The organism is Neptuniibacter marinus (genome assembly GCF_965223595.1).
GTDB lineage: Bacteria > Pseudomonadota > Gammaproteobacteria > Pseudomonadales > Balneatricaceae > Neptuniibacter > Neptuniibacter marinus.
Window position 1 is genome coordinate 589,721 of the sequence record NZ_OZ245004.1, and the last position, 15,376, is coordinate 605,096.

Genomic DNA, 15,376 nt, shown 5'->3' on the forward strand with positions numbered 1-15,376 from the left:
CTGATCATTAGGGCTATGGATGATTGATTCATAGCCTATTCATATCTTCTCTGCTCTGATATAAAAGATAAGTATCTCTTTAAGGAGCGCGTATGCGTCTTTTATTTGCGAGTTTTGTTTTTCTGTTCTCTAGTTTTTGTTCGGCTGATACTCTGCCGCAATCTCCTGTGGCTCCTGAGGTTGCGAATCCACATTATCTAGCGCTAATAAAAACAAACTCCCCAAGTGAAGTTGAGATGCTTTTTCAGCGGGCAAGTATGCTTGCGGATGATGTCGATAATTTGAATGCATATGAGCCTATTGTTTTTGTCTTGCATGGTGATGAGGCTCACGCGTTCCGAAATCGTAATATGGAGCAATATAAAGAGTTACTAGATTTAGCTGAGCGGCTTGAGAAGAAGCATGTTATTGATATTCGTGTTTGCGAAAGTTGGATGCGAATGAATAATGTGGATCGTTCGGAGCTTCCAGATTTTGTTGATACCGTGCCATTAGGTCCTGCAGAAAAAGAGCGGCTTCGTCGCGAAGGATACATCTATTTTTAGTTGGTCGAGCTAAGTTTGATAGATTGCACCTAAAATTCGCTCTCCTTTTGCGCCGGTTACGCTGGGCTTATTTCCTGGACTGCTTTCTATACATTGCTTGGCAAGCCAAGCAAAAGCTGCCGCTTCCATCCAATCAGCATCGATTCCTGCATCATCCGTCGTGCAGACTTTGTTGTGGGGGAGTAATTCTTGTAAGCGATTCATAAGGGCTTTGTTTCTGCTTCCGCCGCCACAGACTAATAATTCAAATGTTTTGCTGGGAATATACTTGTTGATCGAATCCGTTACTGTTCTTGCCGTCAGATCTAAGAGAGTGGCTTGTACATCTGCGGCTGCTGTTGAGTAAGGTTTCAATTTGCGACTTAGCCAGCTTAGATGAAACTGCTCTCGTCCTGTGCTTTTGGGTGGCTTTTCGTGAAAATAAGGTAGCTGTAACAGGTCGTTGAGCAATTTTTCATCACAGTTTCCAGTCTGCGCCCATGCGCCATTCTTATCGTAAGGGCAGTCCTTAGCTTGTGTGATCCAAGCATCCATTAGTACATTGCCAGGGCCTGTATCAAAGCCGAGTACATCTTCTGTGGCTATTGCTGGTAGATAAGTTAAATTTGCCATTCCGCCAATGTTAAGCAGGATTCGGTCGCGATTAGTTGTTCGGAAAATCTGGTCATGAAAAGCTGGAACTAAGGGAGCACCTTGGCCGCCAGCGGCTAAATCTCTGCGCCTGAAATCACTGACGGTGGTTATGCCTGTATTTTCAGCGATGATATTTGCATCACCTATCTGTAGTGTGTAGCTAAATTCAGGACGGTGTCTGATAGTTTGGCCGTGACTACCTATTGCGCGGATCTGCTTTTTTTCTAAGCCTTGGTTGCGGATAAGTGAGTTGGCAGCTTTGGCGAATAGTTGGCCCAATTCAATATCAACTAGGCCCATAAGATCGATTTCATTATCGCCGGGTTGGGTTAGCTGTAAGATATTTTGTTTAAGTTGCTCAGGGATTGCTTCTGAATGAGTCGCAATAAATTTTAATCTAGGATCGAAGCTAACCGCAGCAACATCAATGCCGTCTAGGCTCGTTCCTGACATAAGGCCAATATAGATATCAGGAGTACCCATAACCGTTACTGTTTTTGCATATCAAGGGCTGCCAATGTTGTTGCCTGATAAGTTTCAAGCTGGGCAAGCAAGGCGCTAGCTGTTGATTTAAAGGTCGTGCGTTCGTTCTCGGCTATTGGGAGTGCTTGCGGTAGCTTAACGGTTAATGGGTTCTTATGGACACCATTAACGCGGAATTCGTAGTGAAGGTGGGGGCCACTTGCTAATCCAGTTTTGCCAACGAAACCGATAACCTGTCCTTGTTTGATGCGAGTTCCTGTTTTTTGTCCACCCTTAAATTTACTCATATGTGCATAAAGTGTGGTTATATTGCTGCCATGTTGAACGATAACAACATTACCGAAACCGCCTTTTTTCCCTCGGAATATTATTTTTCCATCGCCTGCAGCTTTTATAGGTGTTCCTGTGCGTGCAGCATAATCAACACCTTTGTGGGCTCTTATGCGATTAAGTACAGGGTGTTTTCTGTTTAAGCTGAATTTAGAGCTAATGCGAGCAAAGCCGACGGGGGCTCTAAGAAATGCTTTGCGCATGCTGTAGCCTTCTGGCGTAAAATAACTACTGTCGCCTTCTGAATTGGTATAGCGTAGCGCAGTGAACTTGCTGCCTCTGTTTATAAATTGAGCGGCAATAATGGGGCCTTCGCCTATTTTCTTTCCGTCTAAAAACTTCTCTTCGTAAATTAAGCTAAAGCTATCACCTTTTCGGATATCAAGTACAAAATCTACATCCCAGCCGAAGATGCTGGCAAGCTCCATAATCTTTTTGCCGGAAAGCCCTGCTTCCTCGCCTGCTAGAAATAAAGAGTCCTGAATAGTACCGGCAGTATATTTGTGCTCAATATCGGGTTTACGTTCAATAATATCAATATTGAACCCTGTAGGTGTTTTCGTGACAAGTGTGTGCTTAAGCTCTGATTCCCGGTGGCGAAGTTTATGTAGTTCACCTTCCTTTATAACAAAAGATAAGGTTTGACCAGGGAATAAGCGAGTGAATGATTTAGAGCCTTTTGCTGCAGAGGCGACGTTATATACGTCACGAGCAGTTAAGCCTGCCTTTTTGAACATCGAAGTAAGATTGTCACCACTGCCAATCGTGTAATCAACCCAGTTTTCCTCAATGGGGAGGGGCATCACTGGCGATTCGATTGTTTCTGCATCGTTTGGGGCGTTATTTGTATTAGCAAGTTGAGTTGCACTAGGTGCTACTGTTTCAATGCTTTGTGGTGTTGCCGGAATACTGCCACGCGTAGCTTCAACATTTTCCGAAGGAAGTAACATTAATGTCAGGCCTAGAATAAAAACACAGGCACTAACCGCAACTAGGTGAACCGTAGGAAGTTGTTTTTGTAACTGTTTCAAACGATATGGCACCCTAGTCCCCTTTAGTTGGTGTCTGATTAGATAAACGCTGTATTATGCCATTCTCATTACAGAATGTCGGCTTTTTCGGTCAAAACTTAAGCCTAGCTGAATTAAACCAGTAAAAATAATTGTCTATAGCTATTTGTTTGCTTGCTCGCTGCCGTTAAAATAGCCTCCTTATTTTCTAATATCCACCTTTAAGGTTAAGCAAAAACAATGAGTGAAACACTATTACAAGATCTAAAGGCGCGCGGTTTGGTTGCGCAGATGACCAGCGAAGATGAGCTGGAAAAACATCTATCTGAGGGTAGTGTGACGCTTTATTGTGGTTTTGATCCGACTGCTGATAGCTTGCATATAGGTAGTTTGGTACCTCTATTAACGCTCAAGCGTTTTCAAGAGTATGGACATAAACCGTTAGCGCTTGTGGGTGGGGCGACAGGCCTTATTGGTGATCCAAGCTTTAAGGCACAAGAGCGGAAGTTAAATGATGATTCAACCGTGGCGAACTGGGTTGAAAAGATCAGAGCGCAAGTGAGTGCGTTTATCGATTTTGATTCAGGTAGTAATAGTGCTGAGGTTGTTAACAACTTAGATTGGACGCAAAACATCGATATCCTTACCTTTCTGCGTGATATAGGTAAGCATTTTTCTGTCAATCAGATGATTGCAAAAGAATCAGTTAAGCAGCGTATTGATCGTGAAGGTGAGGGTATCTCGTTTACCGAGTTTACTTATATGATTCTTCAGTCCTATGATTTCCAGCAGCTTAACCAGTCCCGTGGTTGTAGCTTGCAGATTGGTGGGTCGGATCAGTGGGGTAATATCACCGGCGGTACTGAATTGACACGTCGCATGAACGGTAATCAAGTTTTTGGTTTAACATTACCTTTAATTACCAAATCAGATGGCACGAAGTTTGGTAAGACAGAGTCTGGTACGATCTGGTTGGATTCTTCTAAAACATCACCTTATGCGTTTTACCAATTTTGGTTGCAAACGGCAGACGCTGATGTATACCGTTTCCTCCGCTATTTTACTTTTTTGTCTGTCGGTCAAATTGAACAGATAGAAAAAGAGGACGAAGCGCGCGAGGGTCGCCCAGATGGGCAGAGAGTCTTAGCTGAAGAAGTAACACGTCTAGTTCATAGCGAAGAGGGGCTTGTCGCAGCTAAACGTATAACTGAAGCTCTGTTTTCAGGCGATACATCTACTTTAAGTGAGCAGGATTATGCCCAGTTGGCTCAAGACGGTCTTCCTTCATCTGCCTTGGATGTGGCAGCAGTTTCCGATCAGCCAGTAACGGCTATTTTGGCCGATGCGGGAATGGCGCCTTCAGGTAAGCAGGTAAAAGATGCTTTGCAGCGAAATGCGGTTGTTGTTAATGGAATAGCTCATGGCATGGAAGATAATATGAATGCTGCAGGTATGTTTGCTGCTGAAAAGGCGCTTTTTGGTAAATACTTTTTGGTGAAGTTAGGTAAGAAAAAGCATCATCTATTCGAATTGGTGTAAGCGTTAAGCCCTGATTGTTAAGATTATAAGGAAAAGCCGCTCAATATAGAGCGGCTTTTTTGTGTCTGGGGATGAGTAGCGCTCTATTTTGATCGCTAAATAATCAATTTCGCCCCGATTTCTGCTTAATCCCACTTTTTTGCCTTTATTTTACAGTTTTTTAGTTTTGCCTGTTGACGTTGTTTGGGAAGAGTCTATAATTCGCCGTCCTTGCTAAGGGAGGCCTGCAAAACAGCGCTGAATGACCTAAGTAAAGGTTGAATTAACTCCTTGAAAACCTTTGGTTTTGTTGGTTTTGATTTGAAAGTTTTAGAGTTGATTGTTGTGTTGGAATTGATTGAGAATTAATTCAGAAAAACACAAAATAACGGTTGACTTTAAGGCGGCGCAAAGTAGAATATGCGCCTCGCTTGAGACGAAACGCTTCGCAGCGTTAGGTTGGTTCCAAGCAACGCTCTTTAACAATTTGATCAGATAATTCGTGTGGGCGCTTGTTGAGATGAAGCAAATAGCTTTATTTTCTAGACAAGCAACCAAGTGAATTCATTTAAAACGATTTACAATAGGTTTTGTATTTTCGAATGCAATCCGGTTGTTTAGTACTAGAGCCGTCACCACATTCCTGGTGACACTATATGATTTAAACTGAAGAGTTTGATCATGGCTCAGATTGAACGCTGGCGGCAGGCCTAACACATGCAAGTCGAGCGGTAACAGATCTAGCTTGCTAGATGCTGACGAGCGGCGGACGGGTGAGTAACGCGTAGGAATCTACCCAGTAGCGGGGGATAAGCCAGAGAAATTTGGTCTAATACCGCATACGCCCTTAGGGGGAAAGCAGGGGCTCTTCGGACCTTGCACTATTGGATGAGCCTGCGTGAGATTAGCTAGTTGGTGAGGTAAGAGCTCACCAAGGCGACGATCTCTAGCTGGTCTGAGAGGATGATCAGCCACACTGGAACTGAGACACGGTCCAGACTCCTACGGGAGGCAGCAGTGGGGAATATTGCACAATGGGGGAAACCCTGATGCAGCCATGCCGCGTGTGTGAAGAAGGCCCTAGGGTTGTAAAGCACTTTCAGTCGTGAGGAAAGGTGTGTACTTAATACGTGCATACTGTGACGTTAGCGACAGAAGAAGGACCGGCTAACTCCGTGCCAGCAGCCGCGGTAATACGGAGGGTCCGAGCGTTAATCGGAATTACTGGGCGTAAAGCGCGCGTAGGTGGATTGGTCAGTCAGATGTGAAAGCCCAGGGCTCAACCTTGGAACTGCACCTGATACTGCCAGTCTAGAATACGGTAGAGGGTAGTGGAATTTCCTGTGTAGCGGTGAAATGCGTAGATATAGGAAGGAACACCAGTGGCGAAGGCGACTACCTGGACCGATATTGACACTGAGGTGCGAAAGCGTGGGGAGCAAACAGGATTAGATACCCTGGTAGTCCACGCCGTAAACGATGTCTACTAGCCGTTGGAAGACTTGATCTTTTAGTGGCGAAGCTAACGCGATAAGTAGACCGCCTGGGGAGTACGGCCGCAAGGTTAAAACTCAAATGAATTGACGGGGGCCCGCACAAGCGGTGGAGCATGTGGTTTAATTCGACGCAACGCGAAGAACCTTACCAACTCTTGACATCCAGAGAAGTTACTAGAGATAGTTTCGTGCCTTCGGGAACTCTGAGACAGGTGCTGCATGGCTGTCGTCAGCTCGTGTTGTGAAATGTTGGGTTAAGTCCCGTAACGAGCGCAACCCTTGTCCTTATTTGCCAGCACATAATGGTGGGAACTCTAAGGAGACTGCCGGTGACAAACCGGAGGAAGGTGGGGACGACGTCAAGTCATCATGGCCCTTACGAGTTGGGCTACACACGTGCTACAATGGCCGGTACAGAGGGCTGCGAACCTGCGAAGGTAAGCTAATCTCATAAAACCGGTCGTAGTCCGGATTGGAGTCTGCAACTCGACTCCATGAAGTCGGAATCGCTAGTAATCGTGGATCAGAATGCCACGGTGAATACGTTCCCGGGCCTTGTACACACCGCCCGTCACACCATGGGAGTGGATTGCACCAGAAGTAGCTAGCTTAACCTTCGGGAGGGCGGTTACCACGGTGTGGTTCATGACTGGGGTGAAGTCGTAACAAGGTAGCCCTAGGGGAACCTGGGGCTGGATCACCTCCTTAAACGAAAGCCGAATCTTGGCAAGCGTTCACACGAATTATCTGATCAGAAAGTGAAGAGAGCGAATTAGTTCTAACCGATTGAAGGCTTGTAGCTCAGCTGGTTAGAGCGCACCCCTGATAAGGGTGAGGTCGGTGGTTCAAGTCCACTCAGGCCTACCACTTTTACTGGCAAAATCTTAAGTAAGTGGTCAGTTAGAACTGAGAGTAAAGACGCTCAGCTGGTTAGAGCGCACCCCACTCTTTATAAAAGAAAGGGGGGTGAGGTCAGTGATTCAAGTCCACTCAGGCCGATCCATATTGCATCACTCTACAACCTGCTAGGCAGAATACTTACGCAGTCATTTTTGCTTTAGACAAGGCGCACGCTGGAGCGAGCGAAGACGTTACCCTCAATGGGTAATAACTGAGCGAGCGACGAGTGCAACGCCGTATAAAGTGAAAAGGACAAGTAAGGGGCTATAGCTCAGCTGGGAGAGCGCCTGCTTTGCACGCAGGAGGTCTGCGGTTCGATCCCGCATAGCTCCACCATAACTCTTCAGTCTAAGGATTAAGAGTTTTAAAACATAGCTCAATTAGTGAAGATTGTTTACTAAGTGACTTATCTTTTAAAGCTTTTTTGCTTTAAACGCTCTTTAACAATTTGGATTTAGATTCATTGATTTAGATTGACTTGTATTTTTCATACAAGCGCCAATTCGGCGAAATCTATCGTTACTGTACTAATCAGTTACTATGATTCCAGACGCCTTCGGGTTATATGGTCAAGTGACTAAGCGTGCACGGTGGATGCCTTGGCAGTCAGAGGCGATGAAGGACGTTGTAACCTGCGATAAGGTTCGGGGAGCTGGTAAACAAGCTTTGATCCGGACATTTCCGAATGGGGAAACCCACCTATTTATAGGTATCTTTTACGCGAATACATAGCGTATTAGAGGCGAACCCGGGGAACTGAAACATCTAAGTACCCGGAGGAAAAGAAATCAACCGAGATTCCCTAAGTAGCGGCGAGCGAACGGGGATTAGCCCTTAAGCAATAATGTAGTTAGAAGAAGGCGCTGGAAAGCGCCGCCATAGTGGGTGATAGCCCCGTATTCAAAAACTTATTTATTGTGAAATCGAGTAGGACGGGACACGTGATATCCTGTCTGAACATGGGGGGACCATCCTCCAAGGCTAAATACTCCTGACTGACCGATAGTGAACCAGTACCGTGAGGGAAAGGCGAAAAGAACCCCTGTGAGGGGAGTGAAATAGATCCTGAAACCGTGTACGTACAAGCAGTGGGAGCCGTTTTAGGACGGTGACTGCGTACCTTTTGTATAATGGGTCAGCGACTTACTTTTAGTGGCAAGGTTAAGCAATTGCGGAGCCGTAGGGAAACCGAGTCTTAATAGGGCGTCCAGTCGCTAGGAGTAGACCCGAAACCGAGTGATCTATCCATGGGCAGGTTGAAGATGCAGTAACATGCATTGGAGGACCGAACCGACTGTCGTTGAAAAGCCAGCGGATGACTTGTGGATAGGAGTGAAAGGCTAATCAAACTCGGAGATAGCTGGTTCTCCTCGAAAACTATTTAGGTAGTGCCTCGTGTCTAACCATGGGGGGTAGAGCACTGTTTCGGCTAGGGGGTCATCCCGACTTACCAACCCGATGCAAACTCCGAATACCCATGAGTTCAATCACGGGAGACACACGGCGGGTGCTAACGTCCGTCGTGGAAAGGGAAACAACCCAGACCGTCAGCTAAGGTCCCAAAGTTTATGCTAAGTGGGAAACGATGTGGGAAGGCTTAGACAGCTAGGAGGTTGGCTTAGAAGCAGCCACCCTTTAAAGAAAGCGTAATAGCTCACTAGTCGAGTCGGCCCGCGCGGAAGATATAACGGGGCTAAGCATAACACCGAAGCTACGGATGCACTTAGTGCATGGTAGAGGAGCGTTCTGTAAGTGGTTGAAGCGGAAGCCGTAAGGCACCGTGGACATATCAGAAGTGCGAATGCTGACATGAGTAACGATAAGGGAGGTGAAAACCCTCCCCGCCGGAAGACCAAGGGTTCCTGTCCAACGCTTTTCGTGGCAGGGTGAGTCGGCCCCTAAGGAGAGGCTGAAGAGCGTATCCGATGGGAAACAGGTTAATATTCCTGTACTGATTATAACTGCGATGGGGTGACGGAGTAGGCTAGGCTAGCGCGGCGTTGGTTGTCCGCGTTTAAGGTAGTAGGCTAAGGACTTAGGTAAATCCGGGTCCTTGTTAGGCTGAGAACCGATGACGAGTTCCTATATGGAACGAAGTAGTTGATGCCATGCTTCCAGGAAAAACCTCTAAGCTTCAGGTTATAACTAACCGTACCCCAAACCGACACAGGTGGTCAGGTAGAGAATACTAAGGCGTATGAGAAAACTCGGGTGAAGGAACTAGGCAAAATGGCACCGTAACTTCGGGAGAAGGTGCGCCGGTTTTAGTGATGGGACTTGCTCCCTAAGCTGAGGCCGGTCGAAGATACCAGGTGGCTGCGACTGTTTATTAAAAACATAGCACTCTGCAAACTCGAAAGAGGACGTATAGGGTGTGACGCCTGCCCGGTGCCGGAAGGTTAATTGATGGGGTTAGGATTCGTCCGAAGCTCTTGATCGAAGCCCCGGTAAACGGCGGCCGTAACTATAACGGTCCTAAGGTAGCGAAATTCCTTGTCGGGTAAGTTCCGACCTGCACGAATGGCGTAACGATGGCCACACTGTCTCCACCCGAGACTCAGTGAAATTGAAATAGCGGTTAAGATGCCGTTTACCCGCGGCTAGACGGAAAGACCCCGTGAACCTTTACTACAGCTTCACAGTGGACTTTGATATTACTTGTGTAGGATAGCTGGGAGGCTTTGAAACTTTATCGCCAGATAGAGTGGAGCCAATCTTGAAATACCAGCCTGGTAATATTGAGGTTCTAACCTAGGTCCCTAAGCGGGATCAGGGACATTGTGTGGTGGGTAGTTTGACTGGGGCGGTCTCCTCCCAAAGAGTAACGGAGGAGCACGAAGGTACCCTCAGCATGGTCGGAAATCATGCAATGAGCGCAAGAGTAGAAGGGTGCTTGACTGCGAGATAGACACATCGAGCAGGTACGAAAGTAGGTTCTAGTGATCCGGTGGTTCTGTATGGAAGGGCCATCGCTCAACGGATAAAAGGTACTCCGGGGATAACAGGCTGATACCGCCCAAGAGTTCACATCGACGGCGGTGTTTGGCACCTCGATGTCGGCTCATCACATCCTGGGGCTGAAGCCGGTCCCAAGGGTATGGCTGTTCGCCATTTAAAGTGGTACGCGAGCTGGGTTTAGAACGTCGTGAGACAGTTCGGTCCCTATCTGCCGTGGGCGTTTGAGATTTGAGAAGAGTTGCTCCTAGTACGAGAGGACCGGAGTGAACGAACCTCTGGTGTACCGGTTGTGATGCCAATTGCATTGCCGGGTAGCTACGTTCGGACGGGATAACCGCTGAAAGCATCTAAGCGGGAAGCCTCCTTCAAGATGAGATCTCACTGGGAACTTGATTCCCCTAAAGGGCCGTTGAAGACTACGACGTTGATAGGTTGGGTGTGGAAGCGCTGTGAGGCGTTGAGCTAACCAATACTAATTGCCCGTGAGGCTTGACCATATAACGCCCAAGGCGTTTGGCAAGTGATTGATTAAGTAGAGAATAAACACGATAGAGAGTAACGAATTAGCGTGTGTTAGAAAGTACAAGGTTGAGACTGACTTAAGTGCAGACTCCCTTCTAAATCAAAATGAATTTGAATCTTAATTGTGACAGTTTTGCTTGGCGACCATAGAGTTGTGGAACCACCTGAATCCATCCCGAACTCAGACGTGAAACGCAATATCGCCGATGGTAGTGTGGGGTTTCCTCATGTGAGAGTAGGTCATCGCCAAGCATTTATTTAGAGAAACCCCGGTTACTACGTAGCCGGGGTTTTTTGCGTCTGGGATTTTAGATCTAGGGCTTTGGCGTTAGGGCTTAGGAAGTACTGCTACCTTTTAGTAGTTGTGTTATTAATGGCTAATAGGAGTGTTATCTTGGTTTCTGTTATTCTTGTTGTACGTGAGTTTATTTATAATGTGACTGATAAATAATGGTGCTGAAGCATTCCTGTTTTTGTTTAAGTCTGGTCATTGTATTTACCTATCTTAGGTGGTTTCTGTTTTATGTCTGAAGAATATATCTACCTTTTAATTATTTTATTATCAGTTATCTGCTTGTTTTTAGTTGTGTTTATTAGACATAAATATCAGCAGATTAAGGCAGCTCAATCTGCGGTAGAAAAACAGGAGAAAAAGGTTGCTGAGCGATATGAGGAGCAGCGTGCTTATCTTATTGAGAGCATAAAGATACTTGCTAGGGCGTATGGGAATGATGAGCGGTTAACCTGCACAGAGGCATGTATGCGGCTATGTGCTCTGTTATCTTCATTATCACCTCCTCTTTTGGAGAAACCTGAGTTAGTAGTGATTAGGGAGGTTCACCGTAAAACGGAACATATACCGATTAAAGACAAATGGAAAGCACTGTCAAAACAAGAGCGTTGGGGTTTTAGTAAAGAGATGGCTAAGGTGGAAGCGGAGCATGAGAGTGATCTCTTACTGGCTGTTCAGTATCTTGTAGATTATGACTTTAATTTAATCGTTAACTGATTGTGATAGAGTTTATTCTTGTTTTTTTTATTAGTCTGTTGGTCTTATTAGGTGTAGCACTGGCGCTTGCATTTGGTAAAGCGCCGACATACAGGCCCAGTCGGCAAGAAATTTTAAGCCTGCTTGTGGACGTAATGGAGAAAAGTGCTTCTACTGAACGTTGGGAAATGTTCCTCTCTCTACCTATTAATCATGACCCTGAGCTAGAAAATATAAGAAAAGAGTGTTTGCTACTTGTTTTTAATGGAGAGGGTGAGCTAACAGAAGGCATCAATGGAGCATTATTGAATAAAGCCACAATGGCTGAGCTTAGGGCTATTGCAGCCCGTTTGAACGGTATGGTGAAAGCTGAGCCTATATCTAAACTGTTTTAATGACTTGGCTCCTCATGTTTAATAATGCGCTTAATTTGCCATAACGCTTTCCATATATCTCTATATTTAATCTTATGCAAAGCATCATGTAATCTATGGCCTGCTGCGTCCAATTCTGGAATTTCATATAGCCCTGCAAGGCCTAAAAGTTGATGACAGTGGCTCTTCATTAATTTCAAATTACTGCTTTGGAATCCAGACACTAGTCTTTCTAGTTGTTTGTTGAGTTCCTCTGTTAGAAGCTCATTATCTATATTGTATTTCTCTAATTCTAAGGGCTCTACCGCAGGTTTTGTAGGCTGGAGCGGTATAGTATTAGAGGAAAGGAATTTTTCGATGGTGTGGCAGAGTTCATGATCATTAATAGGTTTGAGTAGTACATGGTTAACACCTGCATTCATTAATTTCTGGTGTTCGCTAGTAATGACGTTTGCTGTCAGCGCGACAATAGGGACGGTGTTATTGACTAAACGTATCTGTCTTGTCGCTTCTATGCCATCCATAACAGGCATGTGTACATCCATTAATATGAGGTCAGGATTGTATTTTGTTGCTTGCTGAATAGCTTGTTCACCGGTTATTGCTTCAATTACATTGACCTTTGATTGCTCCAATATTTTACGTACGAGTAAACGGTTAAAATCATTATCTTCAGCAACTAATATAGTGCACTCATCTTGGATGCATGGTGCTTGGTTTTTATCTTGTTCCAGTAATTTATTTGATTCTGGGAAGAGCGCATTAAATAGTAACTGGGTTCTTGGTGGCTTTCTAAGCTGTATGACTTTGTGTGAGAGTGACAGAGGGAGTGGATGACCACAGAGTAGTATTAGCCTGCCATTAAAAGACTGTAGAAATGTTTGGATATTATCCAGACTCGCTTTTGATATTTCTTTTGTCTTTAGTCCCCAAATAATCGTATCTTTGTCCGATAGGCTGCGTAGTTTAAGAAGCTCCTCCTCACTTGTAACTTCTGTTATATCGGCACTTAATGGAGCGAGTTGTTGGTTAATTCCACGTCTTACTAATGGCATTTTGTCGAAAAGTATAATTCTACCTAGTTGATAGGTAGGTGCCTCTTCTTGATGGGGGCTGACCGTGAATGGGATATTCAACCGGATGCTTGTACCTTTGCCTTCTTGGCTGGATAGCGTGATGTTGCCTTTCATTAACTCTGTGAGTCGTTTTGAAATGACTAACCCAAGACCAGACCCACCAAAACGTCTTGTGATAGATGTATCCGCTTGGCTAAAAGCGTGAAATAAACCGTCAATGCAATCGTTAGGTATGCCTAGCCCTGTATCTTCAACTGTAATTTTAAGCTCTGTTTTTTTTGTGTTGCTCTTGTGTTGTTCGACATGAATACATATATAACCGCTTTCCGTGAATTTGACCGCGTTACTGACAAGGTTGGATATTATTTGTTTGAGCCTTACGGGGTCGCCGATAAGGAGCTTGGGGGTTTCTGGAGCTATATTAATGACGAGCTCAAGCCCTTTTTCATGAGCTGCTGCTGTTTGCATCTCTAATACATCGAGTACGCACGCTTCGAAGTCAAAGGCTATTTTCTCTAGTTCTACCGCATTGGATTCCAGTTTCGAGTAATCCAAGATATCGTCAATTATTGATAATAATAAACTGGATGTTAAGTTGATAATTCGAGTGTATTCTTTTTGCTCTAGGTTTAATTCAGTCTGATCTAGCAAACGTGCAAAGCCTGATACTGAAGTGAGGGGTGTCCGTAGCTCGTGGCTCATACGAGCTAAAAATTCATCTTTAGCAATGTTTGCGCTATCTGCATTTTTTCGTGCTTTATCGAGTGCTTGGTTTTGTTTTTCAAGATGTACTAAGGTCGAGCGTAGCCTTTTTGTTGCTTTATCAACACGGCTTTCTAAGGTTTGATTGGATTCTTGTACTCTTTGTGCAAGCCTGTTTATACCTTTTGCTAGGGAGCGTAGTTCCCCAGTGCTGGATAAACTTGCTCGTGTTTCAAGGTGGCCGTGTTGTAACATTTCTATAACATGAGTAAGGCCGAGAATTGGATTGGTTATACGCTGCCCAAATCGAGAAGCTATAAATACAGTGACTAATAAACCGATAAATGCCAGAATAATTCCTTTAATTAGAATTTCTAACTGCCTTGCTTGTGTCGGCTTTTCGGAAAGAATAATCACAACCCAGCCGATAAATTCCGGTTCTTGCTCTTCAATAAGAAAATCAGGTGTATCAATTATATCAACCCCTGTCGCCACAACGGGGTGGAGGAAATAGACTTGATTGTCTTTACGTAAAGGGTAGCCGGCGTTTTTATTTAACTGTGTCCCTTGCTGATTTCCTCTAACTAATGTTTCAAACGTAGGGGTAAGAAAAACGATATCATCCACTTCGTTTGTTTTAGTCGCAGATCTAATTAACCCTTGTAATATTTCAGTATTACCAACTAATAATCCAAATTCAGCAGATGTTGCCATCATCTGAGCCATTGTTTGGCCTTTGTCAATCAAAGCACTTTGCGCGTCATCTAAACGGGTATTAATGAAGTAACCGCCTAGTAAAAGGGTGATCATGGTTAAAGGTAGAAGTGTGATAATTAAGACACGTTGCCTTATACCAAATGAATACCTTTTCATTTCTCAAGCGCTCTTAGTTGCTCGGTGAGTTCTTCTCCTGATGGAATCGTTAAGTGCAATGACTTCGCAGCTGTTGGATTGGTGGATACATGGAAATAGTGAGGATACGCGGGTTTTGGCAAGGTGCTTTTGTTGGCATGATTATTAACTAACTCAGCGGTTTGTTTACCTAAATTTGTAGGTGATGAATAAACAGCCGCTAAGGCTCCAGCTTCGACATATTTTTTGGAAAAGCCAATTAGGGGTACGCGTTGCTTAAAGGATATATATAAAATCCATTTAGCCGTTGTTCTATTAAAAACCGATTTATCAGGGAGTGATAAAAAGATATCAGCGCTTTTTATTAAGGGTTGTAATTTGTGTATGGGATTATCGGTTTCTTGCAGCGTTTCATATTTTAGTTCTAACTTGTGCAAGTTAGTGGCTGCTTTTAGTAGATTCAAGTCATTAGCTGAGTGAGGGCCTAAAGCGGTTGCAATAGATTTAGCATCAGGGGTTATGAGTTTCACTAAGGCTAATTGCCGCGAATAGGGTTGGTCTAAATATACGGCTGTCACCTTCCCCTTTTTTATCCGTGGGTGGTTTTTATATTTGAGTAGTAATGATTTATAGGTTTGTCTTGGGATAAAGCTAATAATGAGGTTCTTGTTATCAGGAACCAGTTGAAAGAGCTTATCACCGGCGTTTGCGCCTAATGCGATTACTTGTTGATAGTTTTTATGATCATAATTATTCAGTGAAAGCTCGCTCACTGTAATTACTTTAGATGGGCTTTTTAGCTCAGATACTAGAGCATCCGCCACATCTTGATAGCTGGGAAGTTGCCGGCTTAGAACAATTAAATTATCGGCATTTGAGCAAGGGACAAAAAAAAGACAAGACAGAATAAAGCCTATCAGTGGCGTGAACCATTGATGGAATACGGGCCTTTGAGTATGTCTATGGTTCATCTACAGTCCATTGTAGTC

The 15,376-nt window shown here is 44.6% G+C and carries 8 protein-coding genes, 2 tRNA genes and 3 rRNA genes; 9 read left to right on the plus strand and 4 right to left on the minus strand.

Annotated elements, in window-relative coordinates:
* The first annotated feature begins 92 nt into the window (after nt 1–92).
* Complete coding sequence (locus ACOQOE_RS02775) at nt 93–545, plus strand: DsrE family protein (RefSeq protein ID WP_067868054.1); 453 nt, start codon at nt 93–95, stop codon at nt 543–545.
* Nucleotides 546–554: 9 nt separating this feature from the next.
* Here the strand turns inward: ACOQOE_RS02775 and ACOQOE_RS02780 are convergent, their stop codons facing one another.
* Together ACOQOE_RS02780 and ACOQOE_RS02785 are read right to left on the minus strand one after the other, a co-directional pair.
* The gene (locus ACOQOE_RS02780; protein WP_420554846.1) at nt 555–1,661 is read right to left on the minus strand and encodes an anhydro-N-acetylmuramic acid kinase; all 1,107 of its coding nucleotides are present in this window, start codon (nt 1,659–1,661) and stop codon (nt 555–557) included.
* A 5-nt stretch (nt 1,662–1,666) separates the two neighbouring features.
* Complete coding sequence (locus ACOQOE_RS02785) at nt 1,667–3,034, minus strand: OapA family protein (RefSeq protein ID WP_067868048.1); 1,368 nt, start codon at nt 3,032–3,034, stop codon at nt 1,667–1,669.
* Nucleotides 3,035–3,241: 207 nt separating this feature from the next.
* Between ACOQOE_RS02785 and tyrS the strand changes: the two genes are divergently transcribed.
* The 8 genes from tyrS (at nt 3,242) to ACOQOE_RS02825 (ending at nt 11,778) form a co-directional block, all read left to right on the plus strand.
* Nucleotides 3,242–4,540 carry a tyrosine--tRNA ligase gene (tyrS, locus tag ACOQOE_RS02790; protein WP_067868044.1) on the plus strand — a complete coding sequence of 433 codons (1,299 nt, stop codon included), beginning with the start codon at nt 3,242–3,244 and terminating at the stop codon, nt 4,538–4,540.
* A gap of 642 nt (nt 4,541–5,182) precedes the next feature.
* A 16S ribosomal RNA gene (locus ACOQOE_RS02795) occupies nt 5,183–6,723 on the plus strand.
* Nucleotides 6,724–6,805: 82 nt separating this feature from the next.
* A tRNA-Ile gene (locus ACOQOE_RS02800) sits at nt 6,806–6,882 on the plus strand.
* A gap of 293 nt (nt 6,883–7,175) precedes the next feature.
* A tRNA-Ala gene (locus tag ACOQOE_RS02805) sits at nt 7,176–7,251 on the plus strand.
* A 231-nt stretch (nt 7,252–7,482) separates the two neighbouring features.
* A 23S ribosomal RNA gene (locus ACOQOE_RS02810) occupies nt 7,483–10,370 on the plus strand.
* A 161-nt stretch (nt 10,371–10,531) separates the two neighbouring features.
* A 5S ribosomal RNA gene (rrf, locus tag ACOQOE_RS02815) occupies nt 10,532–10,647 on the plus strand.
* Together the 16S, 23S and 5S rRNA genes with 2 tRNA genes alongside form the textbook arrangement of a ribosomal RNA operon.
* Nucleotides 10,648–10,918: 271 nt before the next feature.
* Nucleotides 10,919–11,404 (plus strand): DUF2489 domain-containing protein, encoded by a 486-nt coding sequence (locus ACOQOE_RS02820; RefSeq protein WP_067866615.1) that lies wholly within the window; start codon nt 10,919–10,921, stop codon nt 11,402–11,404.
* 2 nt (nt 11,405–11,406) lie between these two features.
* Nucleotides 11,407–11,778, plus strand: a complete 372-nt coding sequence (locus ACOQOE_RS02825; protein ID WP_067866613.1) for a hypothetical protein — start codon at nt 11,407–11,409, stop codon at nt 11,776–11,778.
* On the opposite strand, the gene ACOQOE_RS02830 is transcribed toward ACOQOE_RS02825, so the two are convergent.
* Both ACOQOE_RS02830 and ACOQOE_RS02835 read right to left on the minus strand, forming a co-directional pair.
* Nucleotides 11,775–14,408 carry an ATP-binding protein gene (locus ACOQOE_RS02830; protein WP_067866610.1) on the minus strand — a complete coding sequence of 878 codons (2,634 nt, stop codon included), beginning with the start codon at nt 14,406–14,408 and terminating at the stop codon, nt 11,775–11,777. The two genes, ACOQOE_RS02825 and ACOQOE_RS02830, sit on opposite strands and share 4 nt — an antisense overlap.
* Nucleotides 14,405–15,358 (minus strand): ABC transporter substrate-binding protein, encoded by a 954-nt coding sequence (locus ACOQOE_RS02835; protein ID WP_067866605.1) that lies wholly within the window; start codon nt 15,356–15,358, stop codon nt 14,405–14,407. Before ACOQOE_RS02835 ends, ACOQOE_RS02830 begins: the two co-directional genes overlap by 4 nt.
* Nucleotides 15,359–15,376 lie beyond the last annotated feature (18 nt).

Coding starts and splice junctions, on each gene's coding strand:
- ACOQOE_RS02775 (WP_067868054.1), top strand. CDS start 93: ATGCGTCTTTTATTTGCGAGTTTTGTTTTTCTGTTCTCTAGTTTTTGT.
- ACOQOE_RS02780 (WP_420554846.1), bottom strand. CDS start 1,661: ATGGGTACTCCTGATATCTATATTGGCCTTATGTCAGGAACGAGCCTA.
- tyrS (WP_067868044.1), top strand. CDS start 3,242: ATGAGTGAAACACTATTACAAGATCTAAAGGCGCGCGGTTTGGTTGCG.
- ACOQOE_RS02820 (WP_067866615.1), top strand. CDS start 10,919: ATGTCTGAAGAATATATCTACCTTTTAATTATTTTATTATCAGTTATC.
- ACOQOE_RS02830 (WP_067866610.1), bottom strand. CDS start 14,408: ATGAAAAGGTATTCATTTGGTATAAGGCAACGTGTCTTAATTATCACA.
- ACOQOE_RS02835 (WP_067866605.1), bottom strand. CDS start 15,358: ATGAACCATAGACATACTCAAAGGCCCGTATTCCATCAATGGTTCACG.